At 60.6% G+C, this 25,265-nt stretch carries 24 protein-coding genes and 2 pseudogenes; 11 read left to right on the top strand and 15 right to left on the bottom strand.

From position 1 onward, the window contains the following. Positions 1-23: 23 nt before the first annotated feature. Together ACZ0AI_RS00195 and ybaK are read right to left on the bottom strand one after the other, a co-directional pair. On the bottom strand, positions 24-764 hold the full coding sequence (locus tag ACZ0AI_RS00195; RefSeq protein WP_463564038.1) for a substrate-binding periplasmic protein: 741 nt from the start codon (positions 762-764) through the stop codon (positions 24-26). 197 nt (positions 765-961) lie between these two features. Next, positions 962-1,429 carry a Cys-tRNA(Pro) deacylase gene (ybaK, locus tag ACZ0AI_RS00190; protein WP_463564037.1) on the bottom strand — a complete coding sequence of 156 codons (468 nt, stop codon included), beginning with the start codon at positions 1,427-1,429 and terminating at the stop codon, positions 962-964. Positions 1,430-1,795: 366 nt separating this feature from the next. On the opposite strand from ybaK, the gene ACZ0AI_RS00185 reads away from it, so the two are divergent. The 4 genes from ACZ0AI_RS00185 (at position 1,796) to glpD (ending at position 6,946) form a co-directional block, all read left to right on the top strand. Further along, entirely contained in the window at positions 1,796-2,641 is an 846-nt protein-coding gene (locus ACZ0AI_RS00185) for an MIP/aquaporin family protein (RefSeq protein ID WP_463564036.1), read from the top strand. A gap of 76 nt (positions 2,642-2,717) precedes the next feature. Next, entirely contained in the window at positions 2,718-4,220 is a 1,503-nt protein-coding gene (gene glpK, locus ACZ0AI_RS00180) for a glycerol kinase GlpK (RefSeq protein WP_463564035.1), read from the top strand. Between the two features lie 95 nt (positions 4,221-4,315). After that, positions 4,316-5,071 carry a DeoR/GlpR family transcriptional regulator gene (locus ACZ0AI_RS00175; RefSeq protein WP_463564034.1) on the top strand — a complete coding sequence of 252 codons (756 nt, stop codon included), beginning with the start codon at positions 4,316-4,318 and terminating at the stop codon, positions 5,069-5,071. A gap of 276 nt (positions 5,072-5,347) precedes the next feature. Beyond that, complete coding sequence (glpD, locus tag ACZ0AI_RS00170) at positions 5,348-6,946, top strand: glycerol-3-phosphate dehydrogenase (protein WP_463564033.1); 1,599 nt, start codon at positions 5,348-5,350, stop codon at positions 6,944-6,946. Here the strand turns inward: glpD and ACZ0AI_RS00165 are convergent. Continuing rightward, complete coding sequence (locus ACZ0AI_RS00165; RefSeq protein ID WP_463564032.1) at positions 6,870-7,859, bottom strand: alpha/beta fold hydrolase; 990 nt, start codon at positions 7,857-7,859, stop codon at positions 6,870-6,872. The two genes, glpD and ACZ0AI_RS00165, sit on opposite strands and share 77 nt — an antisense overlap. Before the next feature lie 210 nt (positions 7,860-8,069). Here ACZ0AI_RS00165 and metR point away from each other — a divergent pair, with 210 nt between their 5' ends. Next, entirely contained in the window at positions 8,070-8,990 is a 921-nt protein-coding gene (metR, locus tag ACZ0AI_RS00160) for a transcriptional regulator MetR (protein WP_463564031.1), read from the top strand. Positions 8,991-8,994: 4 nt separating this feature from the next. On the opposite strand, the gene ACZ0AI_RS00155 is transcribed toward metR, so the two are convergent. Both ACZ0AI_RS00155 and ACZ0AI_RS00150 read right to left on the bottom strand, forming a co-directional pair. Further along, positions 8,995-10,317: an APC family permease gene (locus ACZ0AI_RS00155; RefSeq protein ID WP_463564030.1), complete on the bottom strand. Its 1,323-nt coding sequence runs from the start codon at positions 10,315-10,317 to the stop codon at positions 8,995-8,997. 107 nt (positions 10,318-10,424) lie between these two features. Then, positions 10,425-11,243, bottom strand: a complete 819-nt coding sequence (locus ACZ0AI_RS00150; protein WP_463564029.1) for a carbon-nitrogen hydrolase family protein — start codon at positions 11,241-11,243, stop codon at positions 10,425-10,427. A 164-nt stretch (positions 11,244-11,407) separates the two neighbouring features. Between ACZ0AI_RS00150 and ACZ0AI_RS00145 the strand changes: the two genes are divergently transcribed. The 5 genes from ACZ0AI_RS00145 to cmoB all read left to right on the top strand — a co-directional run bounded on the left by ACZ0AI_RS00145 (position 11,408) and on the right by cmoB (position 14,942). Next, on the top strand, positions 11,408-12,193 hold the full coding sequence (locus tag ACZ0AI_RS00145; protein WP_463564028.1) for a helix-turn-helix transcriptional regulator: 786 nt from the start codon (positions 11,408-11,410) through the stop codon (positions 12,191-12,193). Between the two features lie 58 nt (positions 12,194-12,251). Next, complete coding sequence (locus tag ACZ0AI_RS00140; RefSeq protein ID WP_463564027.1) at positions 12,252-12,581, top strand: DHCW motif cupin fold protein; 330 nt, start codon at positions 12,252-12,254, stop codon at positions 12,579-12,581. Between the two features lie 97 nt (positions 12,582-12,678). Then, positions 12,679-13,071: a protease inhibitor I42 family protein gene (locus tag ACZ0AI_RS00135; RefSeq protein WP_463566023.1), complete on the top strand. Its 393-nt coding sequence runs from the start codon at positions 12,679-12,681 to the stop codon at positions 13,069-13,071. A 129-nt stretch (positions 13,072-13,200) separates the two neighbouring features. Beyond that, complete coding sequence (cmoA, locus tag ACZ0AI_RS00130; protein ID WP_463564026.1) at positions 13,201-13,977, top strand: carboxy-S-adenosyl-L-methionine synthase CmoA; 777 nt, start codon at positions 13,201-13,203, stop codon at positions 13,975-13,977. Then, the gene (cmoB, locus tag ACZ0AI_RS00125; protein WP_463564025.1) at positions 13,974-14,942 is read left to right on the top strand and encodes a tRNA 5-methoxyuridine(34)/uridine 5-oxyacetic acid(34) synthase CmoB; all 969 of its coding nucleotides are present in this window, start codon (positions 13,974-13,976) and stop codon (positions 14,940-14,942) included. The genes cmoA and cmoB overlap by 4 nt, the downstream gene beginning before the upstream one ends. 7 nt (positions 14,943-14,949) lie before the next feature. Here cmoB and ACZ0AI_RS00120 read toward each other — a convergent pair whose 3' ends face one another. Beyond that, positions 14,950-15,225, bottom strand: a complete 276-nt coding sequence (locus tag ACZ0AI_RS00120) for a hypothetical protein (protein WP_463564024.1) — start codon at positions 15,223-15,225, stop codon at positions 14,950-14,952. 127 nt (positions 15,226-15,352) lie between these two features. Here ACZ0AI_RS00120 and ACZ0AI_RS00115 point away from each other — a divergent pair, with 127 nt between their 5' ends. Further along, positions 15,353-16,255, top strand: coding sequence for a LysR substrate-binding domain-containing protein (locus ACZ0AI_RS00115; protein WP_463564023.1), 903 nt, complete (start codon positions 15,353-15,355; stop codon positions 16,253-16,255). 5 nt (positions 16,256-16,260) lie between these two features. On the opposite strand, the gene pdxJ is transcribed toward ACZ0AI_RS00115, so the two are convergent. The 9 genes and pseudogenes from pdxJ to ACZ0AI_RS00070 all read right to left on the bottom strand — a co-directional run bounded on the left by pdxJ (position 16,261) and on the right by ACZ0AI_RS00070 (position 25,258). Beyond that, the gene (pdxJ, locus tag ACZ0AI_RS00110; protein ID WP_463564022.1) at positions 16,261-17,004 is read right to left on the bottom strand and encodes a pyridoxine 5'-phosphate synthase; all 744 of its coding nucleotides are present in this window, start codon (positions 17,002-17,004) and stop codon (positions 16,261-16,263) included. Next, positions 16,997-17,696, bottom strand: a pseudogene (gene recO / locus ACZ0AI_RS00105) (DNA repair protein RecO). Before recO ends, pdxJ begins: the two are co-directional and overlap by 8 nt. A 50-nt stretch (positions 17,697-17,746) precedes the next feature. After that, positions 17,747-18,649 (bottom strand): annotated as a pseudogene (gene era / locus ACZ0AI_RS00100) (GTPase Era). Then, positions 18,642-19,331 carry a ribonuclease III gene (gene rnc / locus ACZ0AI_RS00095; RefSeq protein ID WP_225834300.1) on the bottom strand — a complete coding sequence of 230 codons (690 nt, stop codon included), beginning with the start codon at positions 19,329-19,331 and terminating at the stop codon, positions 18,642-18,644. The pseudogene era and the gene rnc overlap by 8 nt, the downstream one beginning before the upstream one ends. Further along, positions 19,328-19,705 carry a DUF4845 domain-containing protein gene (locus ACZ0AI_RS00090; protein WP_463564021.1) on the bottom strand — a complete coding sequence of 126 codons (378 nt, stop codon included), beginning with the start codon at positions 19,703-19,705 and terminating at the stop codon, positions 19,328-19,330. The genes rnc and ACZ0AI_RS00090 overlap by 4 nt, the downstream gene beginning before the upstream one ends. Before the next feature lie 107 nt (positions 19,706-19,812). Next, complete coding sequence (gene lepB / locus ACZ0AI_RS00085) at positions 19,813-20,667, bottom strand: signal peptidase I (RefSeq protein ID WP_463564020.1); 855 nt, start codon at positions 20,665-20,667, stop codon at positions 19,813-19,815. A 5-nt stretch (positions 20,668-20,672) separates the two neighbouring features. Beyond that, the gene (gene lepA / locus ACZ0AI_RS00080) at positions 20,673-22,472 is read right to left on the bottom strand and encodes a translation elongation factor 4 (protein ID WP_463564019.1); all 1,800 of its coding nucleotides are present in this window, start codon (positions 22,470-22,472) and stop codon (positions 20,673-20,675) included. A gap of 283 nt (positions 22,473-22,755) precedes the next feature. Continuing rightward, complete coding sequence (locus tag ACZ0AI_RS00075) at positions 22,756-24,189, bottom strand: DegQ family serine endoprotease (RefSeq protein WP_463566022.1); 1,434 nt, start codon at positions 24,187-24,189, stop codon at positions 22,756-22,758. A 112-nt stretch (positions 24,190-24,301) separates the two neighbouring features. Further along, positions 24,302-25,258 carry a MucB/RseB C-terminal domain-containing protein gene (locus ACZ0AI_RS00070; RefSeq protein ID WP_463564018.1) on the bottom strand — a complete coding sequence of 319 codons (957 nt, stop codon included), beginning with the start codon at positions 25,256-25,258 and terminating at the stop codon, positions 24,302-24,304. Positions 25,259-25,265: the final 7 nt, after the last annotated feature.

Below are 25,265 nucleotides of genomic sequence, written 5' to 3'. Positions count from 1 at the left end.
AAAGCGCCGCAACAGTGAGAATGTCAGCGCTCCGGGCGAATCCCGTAACGCTTGAGCAGGGCTTCCAGGCGGCCATCTTGACGGTAGCGACGTACGCCGTCGTCGAAGATATCGCGGTAGCGAGGGCTGGAAGACAGTACCGGCGAAAAGGCGATATAGATGGGCACGTCCGGCATCCGGCAACCGACCTCGATCAGCTCATCGGCATTTTTGTGCTGAGCGAGGTACATGGACATCACCCAGGTGTTCTCCAACGTGGCATCGACACGGCCCAGTTCGACCTTGCGGATGTTCAGCGCCAGCGCCTGCTCGCCAGCGGCTTGCTGCAGGCGATCCAGATTGTTCTGGTTGCGGCGGATGTAGTCGTCCAATGCCTCACCATAGCTGTAGCCATTGATCACCCCCAGGCGGATCTGCTCGAGGGACGCCAGGCCGGTATAGCGCCAGGTGCTGTCGGCACGCGCATAGAAGCAGTTACGGGAAATACCGGGAGCTGCATCACCAAACACGAAGTCCGGCGCATCACGACGACCAGCGCCCACCAGCGCATTGACTCGGCCGTTGCGCACATCCTGCATCGCACGCGCCCAGTTGGTAACGCGGTACTCCACGTCGATACCCGCCTCGGCGAAGATTTCCCTGGCCAGCTCGACGAAGATGCCAGGACGCTCGGCACCTTCAGCACAGTTGACCGGACACCATACGTCCGCCTCCATGACCAGGGTTTCAGCCCTGACGCAAGCACTGCCCAGCATTGCAGCCATCAACAGGCTACCTGCAACTCCCCGAATTCCTTTTATCACCCGCCAAGCCTCCTGCTCTTGTTTGCGCGGCGCGACCTACCGTCGCTGCGCCCCCGTGTAATGCATGCAGCCTGTTACATCAGCGGCTTCATGCAAACTGGCTCCGATCATACAGGGACGCGCAATGCTCGCCCACGCATGGGGCGCGCTTCGCCAGGCTACCGACCGATCGCGGCAAACTTCGCCTGGGTATGCTGCGCCAGCACCTCGGCACTCAGTTCAACTTCGAGGCCACGGCGCCCGGCACTCACATGGATGCTTGGGAAGTTCAGCGCACTGCTGTCGATGAAGGTTCGCAGACGCTTCTTCTGCCCCAGCGGGCTGATGCCGCCGACCAGATACCCGGTTGCCCGTTGCGCGGCATCGATTGCCGCCATGTCGACCTTCTTCACCTCAGCGGCCTGGGCCAGCGCTTTCAGATCCAGGGTGCCGACGACCGGTACCACGGCTACCAGCAACTCGCCCTTTTCACTGCTGGCCAATAGCGTCTTGAACACCTGCGCGGGATCGAGACCGAGCTTCTCCGCTGCCTCAAGGCCGTAGGATGCGGCCTTTGGATCGTGTTCGTAACTGTGGACTCGATGTTCGGCGCGAACCTTTTTCAGCAGATCCAGTGCGGGGGTCATGACAGCTCCAGACAAGAGGTAAGAGCAACGCGGGTTACAGTGATTCTAGCGCCGCCGATCAGCAAAAGGCTCTGCCTCAGCCTTGAAAAGCAGGTATCGAATCTTGCCAGGTGAGGGAACCTATCGCGTGTGCCGCTGACCTATTTAACTATGTACACGTTTGGTATCGAAAACATAAGCCGCTTTTTACGTTCACTTTTTGACAGTGCGTGTCCTGCATCTATATTTTTTTCGATTACGAACATTTTGCGATAGCAACACCGCCACCCACATCAGTCATGGCACCTTGCAAACGGCGACTCCCTGGAGGCTTCGCCAACCTGCTCTGTATCGGCGCCATACAACAACAAGAAATCGAGGTTCCTCATGACAGCTGCTCTACGACAACCCTCATTATCAGGCCAGTGCATGGCCGAGTTCTTGGGCACCGCACTACTGATTTTCTTCGGCACCGGCTGTGTCGCCGCCCTCAAGGTCGCTGGAGCGAGCTTCGGCCTCTGGGAGATCAGCATCATCTGGGGGGTTGGCGTCAGCATGGCGATCTACCTGACCGCAGGTGTATCCGGCGCTCACCTCAATCCCGCCGTTAGCATCGCCTTGTGGCTGTTCGCCGGCTTCGAGAAAGGCAAGCTGCCGTTCTACATCCTTGCCCAGATCGCTGGCGCCTTCTGCGGCGCCCTGCTGGTCTACACCCTATACAGCAGCCTGTTCCTCGAATTCGAACAGGCCAACCAGATGGTTCGTGGCTCCCAGGCCAGCCTGGAACTGGCCTCGGTGTTCTCCACCTTCCCCAATCCCGTGCTGTCCACCGGCCAGGCGTTCATGGTCGAAGTGGTGATCACCGCCATCCTGATGGGCGTGATCATGTCCCTGACCGATGACAACAACGGCCTGCCTCGCGGCCCGATGGCGCCCCTGCTGATAGGCCTGCTGATCGCCGTGATCGGCAGTGCCATGGGCCCGCTGACCGGGTTCGCGATGAACCCCGCTCGCGACTTCGGCCCCAAGCTGATGACCTTCTTCACGGGCTGGGGGGAGATCGCGCTTACCGGCGGCCGCGACATTCCTTATTTCCTGGTGCCGATCTTCGCCCCAATTCTTGGCGCGTGCATCGGCGCAGCGGTTTATCGCGGCATGATCGCCCGGCATCTGCCCAGTGTGATCGAGCCGGAAATAGAACAGTCGGCAAACCGCGACGTCAAAGCTTCCTGAATTAAACGCCGCGTGATTGCGCTCGAACCGATCATGCGGCATTTCACTATCCGTTCATCCGTCCAAGGCAATCGACATGACTGACACCAACAAGAACTACATCATTGCCCTCGATCAGGGTACGACCAGCTCCCGCGCAATCATTTTTGATCGCGACGCCAACGTGGTGTGCATCGCCCAGCGCGAGTTCACCCAGCACTACCCGCAGAGCGGCTGGGTCGAGCATGACCCCATGGAAATTTTCGCCACGCAGAGCGCGGTGATGGTCGAGGCGCTGGCGCAGGCCGGTCTTCATCACGATCAGGTAGCGGCAATTGGTATTACCAACCAGCGTGAAACAACCGTCGTCTGGGACAAGAATACCGGCCGGCCGATCCACAACGCAGTGGTCTGGCAGTGCCGCCGCAGCACCGAGATCTGCCAGCAGCTCAAGCGTGATGGCCTGGAAGAGTACATTCAGCAAACCACCGGCCTGGTTACTGACCCCTACTTCTCCGGCACCAAGCTGAAGTGGATTCTCGACCATGTAGAAGGCAGCCGCGAACGCGCCCGTAAAGGCGAACTGCTGTTCGGCACCATCGATAGCTGGCTGATCTGGAAATTCACCGGCGGCAAGGTGCACATCACCGACTACACCAACGCCGCCCGTACCATGCTCTTCAACATCCACACCCTGGAGTGGGATGCGAAGATGCTCGAGGTGCTGGATATCCCACGGGAAATGCTCCCGGAAGTGAAGTCCTCCTCGGAAATTTACGGCCACACCAAGAGCGGCATCGCCATCGCCGGTATCGCCGGCGATCAACAGGCCGCACTGTTCGGCCAGATGTGCGTCGAACCTGGCCAAGCCAAGAACACCTACGGCACGGGCTGCTTCCTGCTGATGAACACTGGCGACAAGGCGGTGAAATCCCAGCACGGCATGCTCACCACCATTGCCTGCGGCCCGCGCGGTGAAGTGACGTATGCCCTCGAAGGCGCGATCTTCAATGGCGGCTCCACCATCCAGTGGCTGCGCGACGAGCTGAAGGTCGTCAATGACGCCTACGACACCGAATACTTCGCCAACAAGGTCAAGGACAGCAATGGCGTGTACCTGGTGCCGGCGTTCACCGGCCTGGGCGCACCCTACTGGGATCCCTATGCACGCGGCGCGCTGTTCGGCCTGACCCGTGGCGTGCGAGTCGACCACATCATCCGCGCGGCGCTGGAGTCCATCGCCTATCAGACACGCGATGTACTCGACGCCATGCAGCAGGACTCCGGCGAGCGCCTGAAATCCCTGCGGGTAGACGGCGGCGCAGTGGCCAACAACTTCCTCATGCAGTTCCAGGCCGATATTCTCGGCACTCACGTGGAGCGCCCGGAAATGCGCGAAACCACAGCCCTCGGCGCAGCCTACCTGGCGGGCCTGGCATGTGGCTTCTGGAGCAGCCTGGACGAACTGCGCGGCAAGGCAGTGATCGAGCGTGAGTTCGAGCCACAGCTGGCAGAACCGGAAAAAGAAAAACTCTATGCGGGCTGGAAGAAAGCGGTCAGCCGCACCCGCGACTGGGAGCCCCACGAAGAGGCCCAGTAAGGCAGCAGCCGGGTTTACACCCGGCTGTAACTGGCAGTGAGCAGATTCGTGCGGCATCATGAGCAAATTCCGTGCGGCAGCCCCAAGGATCCCCCATGAATCTGCCTCCCCGTCAGCAGCAAATCCTCGATCTGATCCGCGAACGCGGCTATGTCAGTATCGAGGAGCTGGCCACTCTGTTCGTCGTCACCCCGCAAACCATCCGCCGCGACATCAATCAACTGGCGGACGCCAATCTGCTGCGCCGCTACCATGGCGGCGCCGCCTATGACTCCAGCGTCGAGAATACTGCTTACGCCATGCGCGCCGACCAGATGCGCCATGAGAAACAACGCATCGGCGAAGCCGTCGCTGCGCAGATCCCCGATCACGCCTCGCTGTTCATCAACATCGGCACCACCACCGAATCCATCGCCCGCGCCCTGCTCAATCACAACCACCTGAAGATCATCACCAACAACCTCAACGTGGCCTCGATGCTCAGTGCCAAGGATGATTTCGACGTGCTGCTCACCGGCGGCAACGTGCGCCGCGACGGTGGCCTGGTGGGTCAGGCGAGCGTCGACTTCATCAACCAGTTCAAGGTCGACTTCGCCCTGGTGGGCATCAGTGGCATCGACGAAGACGGCAGCCTGCTGGACTTCGACTATCAGGAAGTACGGGTCTCCCAGGCGATCATCGCCAATGCCCGCAAGGTGATTCTGGCTGCAGACTCGAGCAAATTCGGGCGCAACGCCATGATCCGCCTCGGCCCCATCAGCCTGGTCGACTGCCTGGTGACCGACCAGCAGCCGGTGCCGGCACTCGCTCAGCTGCTCGACCAACACAAGATCCGCCTCGAAGTGGTCTGACCCCACACGCCTCTCCCAACCTTGCCCGAACGACAGACAGCTGATGACTGTCGGCCGGGCAACACACCTCGCCTTTCAAGACGTTCATTCGAACGCAGCCCGAACCTTCGGCCGCTACAGTTATCTGTAGAAATGTTCACGTATTTTCATTCCAACCTATGGCTATGAGTTTTTTCAATCGAATCCTGCTGGATACGTGACTCTTCATGGGTTAGTATTTTCGAAAATGAACATAAATGTTCGAATTCAAATATCAAAGCAACATGAGGCCTGACGATGCCCACATCCAGCTTGTCCACCAGCCCGCTGTCCGAGATCTACGATATCGCCGTTGTCGGCGGTGGCATCAACGGTACTGGCATCGCCTGTGATGCAGCCGGTCGTGGCCTGTCCGTGTTCCTTTGCGAGAAAGACGACCTCGCCCGGCATACCTCGTCGGCGAGCAGCAAGCTGATTCACGGCGGGCTGCGTTACCTCGAGCACCACGAATTCCGCCTGGTGCGCGAGGCGCTGGCCGAACGCGAAGTGCTGTTGGCCAAGGCGCCACACATTGTCAGCCCAATGCGCTTCATTCTGCCCCACCGCCCGCACCTGCGCCCTGCTTGGCTGATCCGTGCCGGGCTGTTTCTGTACGACAACCTCGGCAAGCGCAAAGCCCTGCCGCGCTCGCGTGGCTTGCGTTTCGGCGCAGGCAGCCCGCTCAAAGCGGAAATCACCAAGGGTTTCGAATATTCGGATTGCTGGGTCGATGACGCGCGCCTGGTGGTGCTCAATGCCATGGCCGCACGCGAACACGGCGCCCATGTACACACGCACACACGCTGCGTCAGCGCACGACGCAGCAAGGGGTTGTGGCACATCCACCTGGAACGTGCCGATGGCAGCCTGTTCTCGATTCGCGCCAAGGCGCTGGTCAACGCGGCCGGCCCTTGGGTGGCGCGCTTCATCCGTGATGACCTGAAGCAGCAGTCGCCCTACGGCATTCGCCTGATCCAGGGCAGCCACATCATCGTGCCGAAGCTGTTTGATGGTGAGCAGGCCTACATCCTGCAGAACGAAGATCGTCGTATCGTCTTCGCCATTCCCTACCTCGACCGCTTTACCCTGATTGGCACCACCGACCGCGAATACACCGGCGATCCTGCCACGGTCAGCATCAGCGACGAGGAAACCGATTACCTGCTGCAGGTGGTCAACGCGCACTTCCGCAAGTCGGTCAGCCGTGCAGACATCCTGCACAGCTACGCTGGCGTAAGGCCGCTCTGCGATGACGAGTCGGACGAGCCTTCGGCCATCACCCGCGACTACACCCTGTCGTTGTCAGCCGAGGATAACGAGCCTCCGCTGCTCTCGGTATTCGGCGGCAAGCTGACGACCTATCGCAAGCTGGCAGAGTCGGCGATGGCGCAATTGGCCCCCTTCTTCCCCAAGCTGGGCGCACGCTGGACAGCCGAGGCGCCGCTGCCCGGTGGTGAGCAGATGCAGAGCCGGCAAAGCCTGGTCGACGCACTCTGCGCACGCCATGGCTGGCTGGATACGGCGTTGGCGCGCCGCTGGGCCGCCAGCTATGGCAGCCGCACCTGGCAGTTGCTCGACAACGTCGATAGCCTGGAGCAGTTGGGCGAAGACTTCGGCCACGGCCTGTATGCCCGCGAGGTGGATTACCTGCGCCAGCACGAATGGGCCACGGAAGTGGATGACATCCTCTGGCGCCGCAGCAAGCTTGGCCTGTTCCTGTCCGCGACACAGCGCAGCAAGCTAGAGCGCTACATCACCCCTGCAGTGCACACGCCGGTGGCTACATCTGCACCAGTTGTACATCCTGCCGGTGAGCTCGCAGATGCGGCAGTACGGCCGCCAGCAACGGCACCTTGAACCGTTCCTGAAAGCGGTGAGCGAGCCCGGGGATCAGCCGCAGCTCGCTACCGCGCACATGCGCCGCCACGTGCACACCGTGCATAACCGGCAGCAGTGGATCGGCGGTGCCATGCACCACCAGAGTCGGCACCTGCAGACGGTTGAGCAGATCGACTCGGCTGCTTTCTGCGAGAATCGCCAGCAACTGTCGCTCAACGCCTGCGGGGTTGAAGGCGCGGTCGTAGGCGACTTCGGCTTGGTGCAACAACATCGCACGATCATCCACGACCGCCGGGCTGCCTAGCGCGGCCAGCAGATCCGCCTGCTGTTCCAACGCCGCCTCGCGGCTGGGCGCGTCACGTCGCGACAACAGCCTCAGCAGTGCCGGACTTGGCGCCGGTAGTCCCTGGGCGCCAGAGCTGGTCATCACTAGCGTCAGGCTGCGTACCCGCTGCGGTGCCATATCGGCCACATGCTGAGCAATCATCCCGCCCATGCTGGCGCCGAGCAGATGAAACTCGCGGATGCCCAGCGCATCCATCAGGCCCAGCGCATCGCCAGCCATATCACGCAGCCCGTAAGGCGCGCCGATGGAGAGCCCGAGGCGATAGCGCAGCACTTCGTAGGCAAGATTGGCGGAAGGCGCCTCGGCGTTCCAGCGGCTAAGGCCCACATCGCGATTGTCGAAGCGAATGACCCGAAAGCCTTGTTCGCACAACTGCTCGACCACGTCATCCGGCCAGTGGATAAGTTGCCCACCCAAGCCCATGACCAACAGCAGCGCCGGGTCGCTGCTGCGCCCGATGCTCTGGTAAGCCAGGCTCACATCGCCCAACGATACGCGCTCGACGTCCGAATCGACCTTGCATATTTCAGTCGCCAAGGACGACAGGCTGCACAGCAAGGCAGCCAGAAAAACCACGACGCGCATCATTCATTCCATAGGCGAAAAACCGGATAGCCGAGAAGTGTCGCAGTGATTGGCAAAAGCGCGCTGCCACACAATGGTGACAGTTTGATGAAATCTGCCAGGCGGGATGATCGATAGATGGCTCGACAGCGACCCAGCCCTAAGAGACACTGCCTAAATGAAAACTGCTCACCTTCCCGAGCGCCAAGTTGAATATATCGCAGGCCTGCCATGCTCGAAATCCGCCATTTGAAAACCCTCCACGCGCTGCGTGAAACCGATAGCCTGGTCGAGGCCGCCGAACGCCTGCACCTGACCCAGTCAGCGCTGTCGCACCAGTTCAAGGAGCTGGAAGAGCGCCTGGGCATGCAGCTTTTCGTGCGCAAGACCAAACCGGTGCGGTTTACCAGCGCCGGCCTGCGCCTGCTACAGCTGTGCGATAACGTGCTGCCCCTGCTGCGCAGTGCAGAGCGGGATCTGTCACGGCTTGCCGGTGGTACCGCAGGTCGTCTGCACATGGCGATCGAATGCCACAGCTGCTTCCAGTGGCTGATGCCGACCATCGATCAGTTTCGCGATGCATGGCCGGAAGTGGAGCTGGATCTGGCTTCAGGGTTCTCCTTTGCGCCACTGCCCGCCCTGGCCCGCGGCGACCTCGACCTGGTGGTGACGTCCGACCCGCTGGAGCTGTCCGGTATCACTTACGTGCCACTGTTCACCTATGAAGCGATGCTGGCGGTGGCCAACCAGCACGCGCTGGCCAACCGGCCCTTCATCCGCCCCGAAGACCTGCTCAAGGAAACCCTGATCACCTACCCGGTGGAACGGGATCGACTGGATATCTTCACCCGCTTTCTCGAGCCCGCCGATATCGAGCCGGCCCAGGTGCGCACCTCGGAACTGACGGTGATGATGATGCAACTGGTGGCCAGCGGCCGCGGCGTTTGCGGCCTGCCCAACTGGGCGCTGCACGAGTACAGCTCGCGTGGCTACGTGACCGCCAAGCGCCTGGGCGACAAGGGGCTGTTCGCCACGCTTTACGCAGGCATCCGCACGGACATGCTCGATGCGCCCTTCATGCGTGATTTCCTGCTCACCGCCAAGGACACCTCCTTCGCCAACCTCGAAGGGGTGAGCGTCGCCCGGCAGTGACGGCTCAGGCTGCGTCGAACTGCATCTCCGGCGGCTGGCGACGAAAGCCTGCGGTCAGCCAGGCCAGGTAGACGACGCCCAGTGCCAGCCAGCACAGGCCAAGGGTGATTGCCAGGTGATCCAGGCTGACCATCAGCCACAGCGTGGCGAACATGCCGAGCAGCGGGAAAAGCAGGTACTGCAGCAGCTCCCTGGCACCGCGACGGGCGCCGCCGATCCAGTAGTGGAAGATGACCGACAGGTTGACCAGCGAGAACGCCAGGAAAGCCCCGAAGTTGATGAACGAGGTCGAGGTGGTCACGTCCAGTTTCAGCGCCAGCAGGGCCACCACCGCGCACAGCAGGATGCTTCCCAGCGGCGTTCCGAAGCGTTTGCTCAAGGTACCGAACAGGCGCTTGGGCAGCACGCCGTCACGGCCCATGGCGAACAGCAGACGCGAGGCACTGGCCTGGGCCGACAGGCCTGAAGTGAACTGGCCAACGATCAGGCCGATCAGGAATATCGACACGAATAGATCGCCGCCGATGTTGCGGGCGATTTCATAGGCAGCGGAATCGGTGCTGGTGAACACGGCGCCGGGGTGAGCGAGCTGCACGAAGTAGGACGTGATGATGAAGATCAGCCCGCCGAACAGGGTGATCAGCAGAATCGCTCTGGGAATGGTCTTCTGCGGATCGCGGGTTTCCTCGGTCAGCGTGCTGACCGCATCGAAGCCGAGAAACGAATAGCAGGCGATGGCAGCGCCGCCCATCACCAGCGGCAGGCTGAAACTGCCGTCGAAGAACGGCTTCAGGCTCCACAGCGGTTTGCTGCCATCCCCTGCCACGTAATGCACGCACAGGGCAACGAAGGCCGCCAGCACCAGAAGCTGCACCACCATCAACAGGCCGTTGACCGTCTTGGCCAGTTGCAGGCCTACCACGTTGATCAGCGAGGTCACCACGATGAATCCCAGCACCCAGACCGCCTGCGGCACCTCGGGAAACGCTGAGCCCAGGTAGGCTGCACCGATGAGCCAGATGGCCATGGGCAGAAACAGATAATCGAGCAGCACCGCCCAACCGGCGAGAAAGCCCAGCTTGGCGTTGATCGACTTGCGCACGTAGGTGTAGGCGGAGCCGGCCACCGGAAAGGCCGCGGCCATTTTCGCGTAGCTCAGCGCCGTGAACAGCATGGCCAGTGTGGCGGCCAGGTAGGCAGCGGGCACCTGCCCGCTGGTCACGTCGGCAAGAATGCCGAAGGTACCGAGCACAATGATCGGCGTCATGTAGGCGATGCCGAACAGCACCACCGAACCCAGTGACAGGGTACGTTTGAGATTGGCCATTACTGCTACTCCGAGATTATGATTTTTATGGCAGAGCCGAAGTCGGCGAACACAGCAGCGCCCACCGGGCACAGGGCCCGGCGGCAATGCGGAGGTTGGCCTCCGTCTTAACGTGGAATCAGTAGTTCGCGACGCCCGTCCGGGTAGTCGATGCGCTCACCGGGCAGCATCAGGCGCCGCTCGTCGAGGTAGCGGTAATCGCTGCAGGCCGCCTGCAGTTGATCGAGGTCGAGTTCGACGATCTGCCGACACTCTTCGCGACCGGCCTCGCACAGCAACTGGCCGAACGGATCGACCGCACTGCTGCCGCCCGCGAACACCAGATCGCCATCGCCGCTGCCCACGCGATTGACCATCACCGCGAATGCCTGGTTTTCCATGGCGCGCGCCATGATCGCCGTGCGGTGGGTGGGGCCGTAGGGATCCATATTGCCGTTGGTGACGATGATCAGGTCGGCACCGAGCTGTGCCAACGCCCGGGCGCTTTCCGGAAACTCGATGTCGAAGCAGATCAGAATGCCGACCCGAATACCCTGCCAGGGCACCGTCACATAGCGGTCACCCGGCGTGAAGATGCCGCGGTCGGACGACCAAAGATGGGTCTTGCGGTAGCGCATGGCGATTCCCGCCGGGGTGATTAGCAGCGTCGTGTTGTAGAACACGCCGGCGTCGTTTTCCGCCATGCCGATGGCCACCGAGACGTTGCGCTCGCGAACCGCCTGCTGCACGGCCTGAATCGTCGGGCCGTCGACTGGCTCGGCCAGCTCGGCGATGTTCAGCGCTGTCGGAAAACCCATCAGGTGCGTTTCCGCAAACACAAGCAGATCGGTACCTTCGGCGCTGTCGTCGATCGCCTGCAAGGCGCGGCTCAGGTTGTATGCGGTGTCGCCATCACGGCCACGCATTTGTACGAGTTCGATCTTCATCTCGATTTCCTGTTGTTTTGTCCCAGGCCGATAAAAAGCGTCAGAATCGGCCGGGTATTTCTTTGCCTGGCAGGTCGGTGAACTGCCAATGCCGTACCCCGAGTATGGCGGCAAGGATCGACGCCGGTAATCACGCGGGCGGGTTAACCCATTGGGGGTAGGAAGTGGGACTTTCGTTGCAGCACATCGCCTGGCACCAGTCGGTTGGCAAACTCATCGAGGGGCTGGATCGTCCCGCTTTCTGGACGGCATTGGTGCGCGTGCTGGAGCAGTACGTAGCGTTCGACAGCTGGGTGGTGCTGATCTTCAGCGACACACGCCCCCAGGTTCTCGCCGAGTGCCCCGGGCTGGACGGTGGCCCCGATACCCTGTTCCTGGATTACCTCAAGGGTCTCTACCAGCTCGACCCGTTCTACATCGACAGCCGCGAACGTGCCGTCGGCGGTCTGCTGCACCTGGCGGACGTGGCACCGGAACGCTTCGAGCAAACCGATTACTACCAGCGTTATTTTCGCCTCAATGTGGTGGTCGACGAAGTGCAGTTCAACGTCCCGCTGCAGGATGGCCGAACCCTGTGCCTGTCGCTGGGTGCACGCCACCGTTTCAGTCCCGAGAACCTCGCGCTGCTTGGCCTGGTGCAACCCTGGGTAAGCGGCCTGATGCGGCAGCGCCTGGCATTCGACCAGCACCTGCTCGGCACCACCACGCCCGCCCCGGCTCGCCCGCAACCCCAAGGCAGCGCCGGGCACTGGATGGAAAACACCCTGACGGCCCGGGAGCTGGATGTCGCCAGGCTGATGCTCAGTGGCTGTTCGGGCAAGGAGATCGCCCGCAAACTGTCCATCTCGTCGGAGACGGTCAAGGTGCACCGCAAGCATATCTACGGCAAGCTGGGGATAAAGTCGCAATCCGAACTGTTCGCCCTGTTTCTCCAGGCCCAGCAGGACTGACAGCATCTCGGTCGGCGTCACCGCCGCGCCATGATTCACCACCCATCAGGAAACGCTTATGAACATCGCCGACATCCCTTTTGGCATTACCGACTGGAGCCAGGTGGAAGCCACCGAGCATCCGGGCGAAACCGGCGTAGCCCAGTGGCGAACTCGCCAGTTCGGCACAGTGCGGGTGCGCATGGTCGACTATTCACCCGGCTACCTGGCCGACCACTGGTGCAGCAAGGGCCATATCCTGCTGTGCCTGGAAGGCGAACTGCATACCGAGCTGGAAGATGGCCGCCGCTTCGTGATGACCGCGGGCATGAGCTACCAGGTCGCCGATCAGGCCGAAGCACACCGCAGCTCGACGAACACCGGTGCAAAGCTGTTCATCGTCGATTGATATTCACAACATGAGTCGGCGCAGCGCGGGTTACACGACCACCATCTGCCGTTATGCTGGCAGTCGATTTCTGCGCCTGGAGCACATGGAGCACACCATGATCAACGTCTACCGTCTGCCTCTCATCGCCAGTCTCGCCCTGCTGGGCGCCTGCGCCAGCCCGTCCAAGAGCGTGCAGGTTCAGAAACAGGCGCAATGCCCGATCAGCCTGCAGGCAGGCCAACAGTTGATCCTCAGCCTGCCAAGCAACCCGACGACCGGCTACCGCTGGGCAGTCCGTGAAGATGCCGCCAAGGTACTCAAAACCCTCGGCCCGGAAGTGTATAGCAGCGCTGAAAACTCCGATTTGGTCGGCGGCGATGGCCATTCAACTTGGCGCTTCCAGGCGACAGAAAGTGGTGAAACACGACTGTTGTTGACCTACGCACAGCCCTGGGATGCCATCGCAGAACCTGCCGAGACCTTCGATTGCCAGATTCGCGTGCGCTGAGCGCTGTCGCCGCCAATTACCGCAGACGCTCCAATCAAGTCTTCGAAGTCCGCCTTCTCAGTGAACCTCAGCACTCGCGTTGCACTAATACCTCCAACAAGGTTTGGCTAATCGCCGGACTTGGCTAAAATGCGCGGCTTTCCAGCGCCGCGCAGACCGACCGTGACCAGACAGCCCGACCAACTTTTCGCCCAGCCACTGGACCAGGTGCCGGACTTCGTGTTCAACGAAGACGTGGCCCGTGTGTTCCCGGACATGATCAAGCGCTCGGTGCCCGGCTACCCGACCATCGTCGAGAACATCGGCGTGCTGGCCGGTCAGTTCGCCCAGCCGCACAGCGTGCTCTACGACCTGGGCAGCTCGCTGGGCGCCGTGACCCAGGCGCTGCGCCGTCACGTTCAGTTGGAAGACTGCAGAGTGGTCGCCGTGGATAACTCCAGCGCCATGGTCGAACGCTGCCGCGAATACCTGCACGCCCAGGACTCGATGTTCCAGGAGCTGCTGCCGGTCGAGGTCATCGAGGCGGATATTCTCGCCATGCAGTTCCAGCCGACCTCATTGGTAGCGCTGAACTTCACCCTGCAATTCATCGAGCCGGCTCAGCGCCAGCCGTTACTGGCGCATATCCGCCAGGCGTTGCTGCCGGGCGGCGCACTGATCCTGTCGGAAAAGCTGCGTTTCGAGGATGACCAGCAGCACGACCTGCTCACCGACCTGCATGTGGCGTTCAAGCGTGCCAACGGTTACAGCGAACTGGAAATCGCCCAGAAGCGCAGCGCCATCGAAAACGTCATGCTGCCCGACAGCCTCGAGCAGCACCGCGAGCGACTACTGGCAGCCGGTTTCAGCAAAGTGGTGCCCTGGTTCCAGTGCCTGAACTTCGCTTCCCTGGTGGCCCTGCCATGATGCGGCGCATGGATCTCGACGCTCTGCAGGCGCAACTCGCCGGCACTCCCCTGCAGGAGTGGAGCGCCGACCTGCCAGGGCAGATCGACGCCAAGCTGGCCATCGGGCATGGTGACCTGCAGCGCTGGTACGCGGCTGTCGAGGCATTGCCGGCACTGGACATCGAGCAGATCGACCTGGCCCGGGATTTCAAACTCGATGGTTCTCGTGACGAAACCACTCAGGCTGCCCTGGATAGCGCCTTGCGTGGCCTGATCCCGTGGCGCAAAGGCCCTTTTCATCTGTTCGGCGTTCACGTGGATACCGAATGGCGTTCCGACTGGAAATGGCAGCGGGTGTCTCCGCATCTGGATCTGACCGGCAAACGTGTACTCGACGTCGGCTGCGGCAACGGCTACTACATGTGGCGGATGCTCGGTGATGGGGCTGAGAGCGTGGTCGGCATCGACCCGAACTGGCTGTTCCTCTGCCAGTTCCTGGCCATGAAAAACTACCTGCCGGACATGCCGGCCTGGCACCTGCCCATCGGTATCGAAGAGCTGCCAGCAAAACTGCAAGGCTTCGACACGGTGTTTTCCATGGGCGTGCTCTACCACCGGCGCTCGCCCATCGACCACCTTCTGGAACTCAAGGATTGCCTGCTCAAGGGCGGCGAACTGGTACTGGAAACGCTGGTGGTGGAAGGCGATGCCAACCAGGTGCTGGTGCCTGAAGACCGTTACGCGCAGATGCGCAACGTGTGGTTCCTACCCTCGGTACCGGCGCTGGAACTGTGGCTGCGCCGCGCCGGCTTCGTCGACGTGCGCTGCGTGGACGTCAGCGTCACCTCGATCGAGGAACAGCGCAGCACCGAGTGGATGCGCTACCAGTCGCTGCCTGAGTTCCTCGACCCGTTGGATCACCGCCGCACCCTCGAAGGCCTGCCGGCCCCGCGCCGCGCGGTGCTGGTTGCGCGCAAGCCCTGACGCAGCGTCAATCTGCGACATCGCCGTTGCGGCGCCATTCGGCCTGCCGCGCGGCGATCATGGCGAGGGGCATCTGCGCCCCGGCGCTGACTCGCTCCTGGGCACTCCCCAGACGCACCTGACCGGCGCTTTCGAGCCTCAGCAGGCGGCGCATCTTGCGCCTCCAGCACCAGGCGAAGTACCAGTCGCCCAACCACTGGGTCAGCTCATTCGCAATAAGGCCCGACGACCTTGCCTGGGTAGCGCGCTCGGTATTGGCGGCATGCTGTTCGTTCGACGTCATGACAACTCTCCTCGACAGCCTATGGTCACCGGTTATCGGTGACCGCTTGCCGACAGATTGAGTTGCGCCTACCGTTAAGACAAACGAGTAATACCTAACCACCTATTAAGAAAATATTAACCAAGCCATGAACAGCACACTGCTCACCGACCTGCCCGCTGCGCTGCCACTCCTGGAAAGCGATGTGCTGAAGACGTTCGTCGGCATCGCCGAGAGTGGCAGCTTCACCCGAACCGCCGCGCAGGTATTCCGTACCACGGCTGCCGTCAGCCAACAGATCAAACGTCTGGAGGAAACCCTCGGGCGCACGCTGTTTCTACGCGAGAGCCGCCGCGTGCGACTCACTTCGGATGGCGAGATTCTGCTCGGCTATGCGCGGCGCCTGCTCAAGCTCAACGAGGAAGCGGTCTCGCATTTTCTGGTTCCGAACCTGGCGGGTACCGTGCGTTTCGGCACGCCATTCGACATCGGCGTAGGCGCCCTCCCCGACCTGCTGTCGCAGTTCGCACTCAGCCACCCCGCGGTTCAGGTAGACGTATCGGTAGGCCGCAGTTGCGAGCTGATCGAGCGTCTGGATGCCGGAGAGCTTGACCTTACCTTGCTGAACACCGGCAATGGCGATGCCGACGACTCGCGAGGCGAGATCATCTGCAGCGAATCGCTGGTATGGGCAGGCCGTGATGGCGGGCTGGCGGTCAAGCGCATCCCTCTACCGTTGGCCGTGGCCAGCCGCGGCTGCGCCTGGCGACGTGCGGCGATGGACGGCCTGGACAGGCTGGGGCGCAGCTATCGCATCGCTTACTCCAGCGAGCAATGCGCTGGCCAGGAAGCGGCGCTGCTTGCCGATCTGGCCATCGCGGCCTTCCCTGCCAGCCTGGTCAAACCGCCGCTACGCCGCCTTCCTCAACAGGAGCATGGGCTGCCGCCCTTGGGCGACTATCACATCAAACTGCTGCGCGGCAGCAACCGTGGCGCGGCGGCCGAAGCGCTGGCGGCGCAGGTAGCTGTTGCCTACGGAGCACGCCGCTAGCGCAACTACCGTGCCGCGGCGTTCTCGATCAGTTGTTTCATTTCCCGCACCGCATCCTTGAAGCCAACGAACAGCGCATGGCTGACCAGAGCATGGCCGATGTTCAGTTCGTTGATGCCGGGGATCGCCGCCACCGGCTCGACGTTGTGGTAATGCAGGCCATGGCCGGCATTGACGATCAGCCCCAGCGAAACGCCCAGCGCGACCCCCTCACGAATGCGCTGCAGTTCGGCAGCAGCCTGCAGCGGATCATGCGCATCGGCATAGCGCCCGGTGTGCAGTTCAATGGCCGGCGCGCCAACACGCTTGCTCGCCTCGATCTGCCGCGGATCGGCATCGATGAACAGCGATACTTCGCTACCAGCGGCAGCCAGACGCTGCACCGCTGCGGCGATTCGCGCCTCCTGACCGGCTACGTCCAGACCGCCTTCGGTCGTCAGTTCCTGGCGGGTTTCCGGTACCAGGCAGACGTGCTCGGGTCGGATTTCTTCGGCGAAATCGAGCATGAAGTCGGTCACGCCCATCTCGAAGTTCATACGCGTCTGCAGCACGTCCTTGAGTAGGCGCACATCACGCTCCTGAATGTGCCGACGATCTTCGCGCAGGTGCACGGTGATGCCATCGGCACCGGCCTCCTCGGCGTCCAGCGCCGCCTTGACCGGGTCGGGATAGCGCGTGCCGCGCGCCTGGCGCAGCGTAGCGACGTGGTCGATATTCACGCCCAGCAAAACACGATTGGCTTCAGTCACGGGTCGGCTCCTTGAGCGTCATGAACAATTCGCGGCTGACCAGCGGTCGACCGCCCAGATGAGGGGCCAGCGCCTGGCGCATCAGGCGTTTGGCAGCAGCAAGGGCGCCTGGCGCCGGTCCAGTCCGCCTCGGCCATGGCCAGCAGCTCGCCGCCGAGAAAGGCGCCAGGCTGCCAATGGCCGATTGGCAGCAGGCCACTGTCGGACTGCAGTCGATACAGCCCGGTAGCGACCACGGGATCGCCCTGTATATCGCTGTCGAGGGCGAAACCATAGCCGAGTTCGTCCAGCAGGCGCCATTCGAAGGCACGCAACAGCGGCTCCAGCGCACGCCCCTGGGCCAGCGCCAGGACGGTCATGGCGTACTGTTCGAAAATGATCGGATGGGGGTCTTCGGCCGGCAGCACGCGGATCAGCAGCTCGTTCAGGTACAGGCCGCTGAACAGCGCATCGCCGGAAAGCAGATTGGGGATGCCGGCGGCCTCGAGACGGCCGACGTTCTTCAGCTCACCACGGCCGCGGGTTTCCAGCTCGAGAGGAATGAATGGCCTGGCCAGACTGCCAGCCTTGCCCCGCGCGCCGCGCAACACGGCACGCAAACGCCCCTGGGGCGTGAGGAAGTCGACCAACGCACTGCTTTCACGGTACGCACGGCTGTGCAGGACATAGGCGGGCTGGCTGAGCGCAAGCATGTGGGGATCACTCGCAAGGATAGCCAGCCGCAAGGCGGCGGGATGCCGGGTCAGATATTGTCGTAGCCCAGAGAACGCAGGGCGCGCTCGTCGTCGGACCAGCCGCTTTTGACCTTGACCCAGAGGTTGAGCATGACCTTGGTGTCGAACATCAACTCCATGTCCTTGCGTGCATCCTGACCAATGCGTTTGATGCGCTCGCCCTTTTCACCAATGATGATCTTCTTCTGTCCATCACGCTCGACCAGGATCAGTGCATGGATGTGCATGATCCGTCCTTCGCGTTTGAACTCTTCGATTTCCACGGTGATCTGGTAAGGCAGCTCAGCGCCCAACTGACGCATGATCTTTTCGCGCACCAGCTCGGCAGCGAAGAAGCGCCCGGAGCGGTCGGTGATCTGGTCTTCCGGGAAGAAGTGCACGCCTTCCGGCAGGCGATCGCCCACCAGCTTTTCCAGGGGATCCAGATTGTGCCCCTGCTGCGCCGATACCGGCACGATCTCGGCATTTGGCAACTGCTCGGCCAGCCACTTCAGGTGCGGCATCAGGTCGGCCTTGTCGTCCAGACGGTCAGTCTTGTTGACCGCCAGAATCACCGGGCCCTCAACGTATTGCACACGTTCGAGCACCATCTGATCCTCGTCGGTTCAGCGGGTACGGTCGACCACGAAGATCACCACATCGACATCCTTGAGGGCCGACGAGGCGTTCTTGTTCATGTAGCGGTTGAGCGCTTTCTCGTTGTTCTTGTGCAAGCCGGGTGTATCGACGTAGATGGCTTGCACGTCACCCTCGGTTTTAATGCCGAGCATGTTATGGCGGGTGGTCTGCGGCTTGCGCGACGTGATCGCCAGCTTTTGCCCGAGGATGTGATTGAGCAGCGTCGACTTGCCCACGTTGGGCCGGCCAACGATGGCGACGTAGCCACAGCGTGTTACAGGCGTATCAGTCATTGCCGTTCTCCACACCCAGAGCGATCAGCGCTGCCGTCGCCGCTACCTGTTCGGCGATACGGCGACTGGCGCCTTGGCCCAGGGTTTTATCATTGAGTAGATTGATCTCACACTCGACCACGAACGTCCGGCAATGAGGCTCGCCCTGAATGTCGACCACCTCATAACGCGGCAGCTCGCAGGCACGTGACTGCAGGAATTCCTGCAGGCGAGTCTTGGGATCTTTGTTGGTATCGACCAGGGTCAGGCTGTCCAGTTCGTTGGTCAGCCAGGCCAAGACTCGCTCACGGGCGATATCCATGCCGACATCCAGATAGATGGCGCCAATCAGCGCTTCAAGCGCGTCAGCGAGGATCGAGTCACGACGAAAGCCGCCACTCTTCAGCTCGCCAGAGCCCAACCGCAGGTACTCACCCAGGTCGAAACCACGCGCCAGTACAGCCAGGGTTTCCCCCTTGACCAAGCGCGCACGCAGCCTCGAGAGCTGGCCTTCACGGGCCAGAGGAAAGCGCTCATAGAGCGCTTCACCGGCAACGAAGTTGAGGATGGCATCACCGAGAAACTCCAGGCGCTCATTATTGCGCCCGGCAAAGCTGCGGTGGGTCAGCGCCAGAATCATCAGATCCTGATCTTTGAAAGTGTGCCCGAGCTGTCGCTCAAGGCGGGTCAACGAAACACTCACGGCATACGCACACGGAATTCTTTATCGAAATTAACCACCAGATCGAGGTTCTCGATCAGCGATTCACGTTTTTCATACTTCAGGTGGGCGAGAAACTCGTTGTTCTCGATGGTCACCTTCAAGACGTCCTGCATGTTCAGGTCGCGGATGCTGTTAACCGTCATGCCACGGCTGACGTGGGAGTAGAAATCACCCACGGTTCTGACTTCCTGCAACTTGTCGGTTTCCACCGAGGTGATGATCTTCTCCATCGACATGTAGTCGAGGTAATGCGGGATCACCTTGAACGCGGTGCTGGCGAGAAATGCCACCACAGCAAGCACAACCAGCCAACTCACAATCGACAGACCTTGCTGCGAGCGTGCGAATTTCATGTTTTTCCCCAATATCCAAGTAGTTCAAGTCATGCGCGTCGGGCGCATGAGAAGACTATAGATAGCTGACGGCGCCGTATTGAACGACGCCGCAAATATTCATCAGATCAGTGAATAAGCCCGAAACGAGAGACGTTCGGCAGATGGCTGAACTTCGGATCCGGCCAACTCATCCAGATGGCGAACGCCTTGCCGACAATATTGCGATCCGGAACCATGCCCAGTACATCTTTGGGAATGTTCGGGTCATTCCAGTAGCGGCTGTCGTTGGAGTTGTCGCGGTTGTCGCCCATCATGAAGTAATGGCCTGCAGGAATCGTCCACTCTTTACCAGGCTCAGCGCGGTATCGGCTCATTTCCTTGCGGATGCGGTGTTCCACTTCACCCAGGTGCTCGCTGTAAAGCGTGGCACTGCCCAGGCTGCCCGGTTCTTCACCGATCAGTTGCTCGGCGACCGGCTTGCCATTGACGAACAGATGCTTGTCGCTGCTGTAACGCACATGATCACCCGGCAGACCAATCACCCGTTTGATGTAGTTGACGTTGGGGTCGCTCGGGTAGCGGAACACCATCACGTCACCACGCTGCGGGTCACCAACTTCGATCACCTTGGTGTCCAGCACCGGCAGGCGAATACCGTAGGCGAACTTGTTGACCAGGATGAAATCGCCAACCTCAAGAGTCGGGATCATCGAGCCAGATGGAATCTGGAACGGCTCAACCAGAAAGGAGCGCAGCACCAGCACGATGGCCAGTACCGGAAAGAACGACTTGCCGTATTCGACCAGCAAGGGCTCTTTATTGAGTTTCTCGACCACTGCCTCGTCGGCTTGCTCGACCTTGCCTTGGTAACTGGCAATCGCCGCACGACGCCGCGGCGCCAGAAATACCAGGTCGAACAGGGCCAGCGCGCCGCACACGGCGACGGCGATGACCAGCAACAGCGGAAAATTAAATGACATAGGCCCTAACTATCCAACTTGAGTACAGCAAGGAAGGCTTCTTGTGGAATTTCCACGTTGCCGACTTGCTTCATGCGCTTCTTACCGGCCTTCTGTTTTTCCAACAGCTTGCGCTTACGGCTTACGTCACCGCCATAGCACTTGGCCAGAACGTTCTTACGCAGTGCCTTGACAGTGGTACGCGCGACAATCTGCCCGCCAATGGCGGCCTGAATAGCCACATCGAACATCTGCCGAGGGATCAGCTCTTTCATCTTCTCGGTCAACTGACGCCCTTTGTAGTGGGCGTTATCTTTGTGCACGATCAGCGCCAAGGCATCGACCTTGTCACCGTTGATCAGCACGTCCAGCTTGACCAGATTAGCCGACTGGTAGCGGTCGAAATGGTAATCCAGCGAAGCATAACCACGGCTGGTGGACTTCAGACGGTCGAAGAAGTCGAGTACTACTTCGTTCATCGGCAGGTCATAGCGCACCTGAACCTGGGTGCCAAGGAACTGCATATCCCGCTGAACGCCACGCTTCTCGATACACAGCGTGATGACGTTGCCCAGGTGCTCCTGCGGCACCAGAATGGTTGCCTGCACGATCGGCTCACGGAAATCCTCGACCGACGACACATCCGGCAGCTTGGACGGGTTATCGACGTAAATCGTTTCACCGGTCTTGAGCACGACCTCGAAAATTACGCTCGGCGCCGTGGTGATTAGATCCAGATCGTACTCGCGCTCCAGGCGCTCCTGGATAATTTCCATGTGCAGCATGCCCAGGAAGCCGCACCGGAAGCCGAAACCCAGAGCGTCGGAGCTTTCTGGCAGGTACTGCAACGACGAGTCGTTGAGGGTCAGCTTCTGCAGGGCATCGCGGAAGTCTTCGAAATCCTCGGAGCTCACCGGGAATAACCCAGCGTAGACCTGCGGCTGGATGCGTTTGAAGCCCGGCAGCATATCGACGTCGGGCGTCGAGCTGAGGGTCAGCGTATCGCCCACCGGGGCACCGTGAATGTCCTTGATGCTGGCAATGATGAAACCCACTTCACCCGCTTTGAGATCAGCGGTTGCGGTGTGCTTGGGATTGAAGACCCCCACACTGTCGACCAAATGCACCTTGCCGGTGGACTTGACCAAGATCTTGTCGCCCTTCTTCACTCGACCATGACGTACACGCACCAGGGAGACAACCCCGAGGTAGTTGTCAAACCAGGAGTCGATGATCAGCGCCTGCAGCGGCGCCTCGATATCGCCAGTCGGCGCGGGGATAGTCTTTACAAGACGCTCGAGTACTTCGTCGACGCCCATGCCGCTCTTGGCACTGCAGGCGACAGCATCAGTAGCGTCGATGCCGATAATCTTCTCGATCTCGTCCTTGACGCGATCCGGATCGGCCTGCGGCAAATCCATCTTGTTCAGCACGGGCATGACTTCCAAGCCCTGCTCGATGGCGGTGTAGCAGTTGGCAACCGATTGCGCTTCCACGCCCTGGCCGGCATCGACCACCAGCAACGCGCCTTCACAGGCGGCCAGCGAACGACTCACCTCATAGGTGAAGTCGACGTGGCCGGGCGTATCAATGAAGTTCAACTGGTACGTGATGCCGTCCTGCGCCTTGTAATACAGGGTGACGCTGTGGGCCTTGATGGTAATGCCGCGCTCACGCTCCAGATCCATGGAGTCGAGAACCTGGGCCTCCATCTCACGCGCAGTCAGACCGCCGCACATCTGGATGAACCGGTCAGCCAGCGTCGACTTGCCGTGGTCAATGTGGGCAATGATAGAAAAATTGCGGATATGACTCAGGTCACTCACAGGACAACACTCAAAAGGCCGCAGGCGACTGCCCGCCGAAAATAGCGCCGAAGTTTAACCGAGTGGCTGCCCCTACGTCACGTCGGGACAAGCGCTTGACCGAGCTATTTGCCCGCACGACCACGCTCGGAAACAAAATAGGCAGAGGGAATTTTCTCGTGACGCCAATGGCAGCCCTACTGGTGGCATCACAAATAGCCAGCCACAAAAAAGGGGCGACTCTCATCGCCCCTTTGTCACAACTACCTAAAGCCGCTATTAAGCACGGCTAATTCAGCCAGACTCATTCAGCCAATTTGAAGGTGATGAAACTGGCGCGCCCCTGACGTAGCACGCGCATGGAGACCGAACGATTCTTTGGCAGGGACTGCGCGACCTCGGTGAAATTCTTCGCCGAACCGATTGCCTGGTTGTTCAGATGCGTAATCACATCACCAGGACGCAAGCCAATCAGTGCAGCAGGACCGTCCTGCACTTCGCGAATGACCACGCCGCCTTTCAGATCGAGGGCTTTCTTCTGCTCATCGGTAAGTTCGGCGACACTGACGCCAAGACGGTTACTGCTGCGCTCGGCACTCGGCGTAGCGCTTTCAGCGGCTTCGTCGCCATCATCGGCCGGCATCGTCCCAACGGCCATTTTCAGGTTTTTGCGGGCGCCCTCACGGACAATTTCCAGATTGGCTTTGGTACCCGGCTTCAAAGCACCGACAAGATGAGGCAGATCAGCGGACATGATGATCGGTTTGCCATCCAAGCTGAGGATCACATCCCCCACCTGCAAACCGCCCTTGGCGGCCGGGCCGTCTTCAAGCACCTGAGCGACCAACGCACCAGCCGGCTTCTCCAGCCCAAAGGACTCTGCGAGATCCTTGTTCACCTCTTGAATGACTACGCCCAACCAGCCACGGCTGACCTTACCGCTACTCTTCAGCTGATCGGCCACATCCATTGCCACACTCATCGGAATGGCGAAGGACAGGCCCATGAAACCACCGGAGCGGGTAAATATCTGCGAGTTGATACCGACTACTTCGCCATCCAGGTTAAACAGCGGGCCGCCTGAGTTACCGGGATTGATCGCCACGTCAGTCTGAATGAACGGTACATAACTTTCGTTCGGCAGGCTGCGGCCTTTAGCGCTGACGATACCGGCAGTCACCGAATGATCGAAGCCAAAGGGAGAGCCAATAGCCAATACCCACTCACCTACTTTGAGATTGTCTGAGTTACCCAGTTTCACAATGGGCAGATCATCAGCATCAACCTTCAACAAGGCTACGTCGCTGCGCGGATCGGTGCCTACCAGTTTGGCTTCCAACTCGCTGCGGTCGGACAAACGCACGATGATCTCATCAGCATCGGCAACCACATGATTGTTGGTCAGGATGTAGCCATCCTTGGAAATGATGAAACCAGAGCCCAGTGACTGCGCCTCACGCTGACGACCACCGCCACCTGGCGAGCGGGGCGTCTGGGGAATATTGCGTTCGAAAAACTCGCGAAACATTGGCGGCAAGCCTTCGAGATCAGGCATGGCGAGACCACCATTACCGGCAACGGCATTGGGTACTTTTTGTCGGGTACTGATATTGACCACGGCAGGCGAAGCGGCTTCGACGAGCGGCGTGAAGTCCGGCAACTGCGCGTGCGCAGCAACGGACTGGCCCATCATGAACACCGCAAATAGCGCGGCAGCGTAGGTTTTCAGGCTAGGCATCGACATTACAGTTGCTTCCCCATCCAGAACAAACGAGCCCCTGAGGGGCCATCGGTACAACAGAACATGACGATATAGCGGCAACATCAACCTTGATCGTTATCGTCGATCCTTATGGCGTTGCATGCGCATCGTCGGCACGCATCGACATGGCGACACGCTCCGCCGTTCCCAGCGGAATCTCCCCCACCACCGTTACCATGACATCTCCGCCATCGGTTGTCAGGCGGCGTGAAACAACCACGGTAGGCCCTGACTGGCTGCGCGCGTCGGCAACCGCTGCACCATGCAAGGGCTCGAGGAATACGGAAAAACGGGCTAGCCCATCATCGTAAATCAGACAGTCGACGCTGTCTGCGGAGACGGGGCTACGCCGCTGGGTCACAGCGCTAAGGCTAAAACCAGGCGGCAGCCAGTCGGAGCGCCAGAGCTCCGGCTGTTTCTTTTGGCTTTTGATGACGCGTACGGGCGCGCAGTTGGCAGAAGGCTGCAAAACCGCCGCATGCTGGGAGTTGCCGGTTTCCAGCTCAGTGAACTGTAAACGCTCGAGCAGCACGCCCTTATCGCTGACAAGCAACGACTTTAGCGGCAGACCTGTTTCACGATCCAGGTGCAACTCGACACCATACCGGTGTTTATCACGAGGCAGTAACCCGAGAACGACAGACTGACGCCCCGCCACACGCGATTCGCCGGTCACTCGTATCTCGTACCACTCACCGAGTTGCTCGGTGTTCAGCTCATGGCCAGGCCAAGCTTGACCATCGACAAACTCGACGGGCGACGCACCACTAACGCACTGCGCCTGCCCATCCACTCTCAGCACTTCCTGAGGTACACCATCTAGTTTTAGCAGCCGCTCGCGCACGCCGCCGACAGGCTCAACCTGACGCCAGATACTGTGAGTGGAGAGGTTACCGTTGCGTTCGTAAACGAAGGTGCCCTGAAAACTTTGGCTGGCTTCGGCAGTATTCAAGCGTTGCAGCCAGTCCTGAGCATCGGCAGCCATGGCAGGAGTCGCCAAAAAGCTGCCGAGCATCAAGAAGGAAGTAGCGGGAACGAGGCGCATGCGCGTC

The sequence above is a fragment of the Pseudomonas sp. AC355 genome, from assembly GCF_979258205.1.
This window is presented reverse-complemented; position numbering and strand designations above follow the sequence as displayed.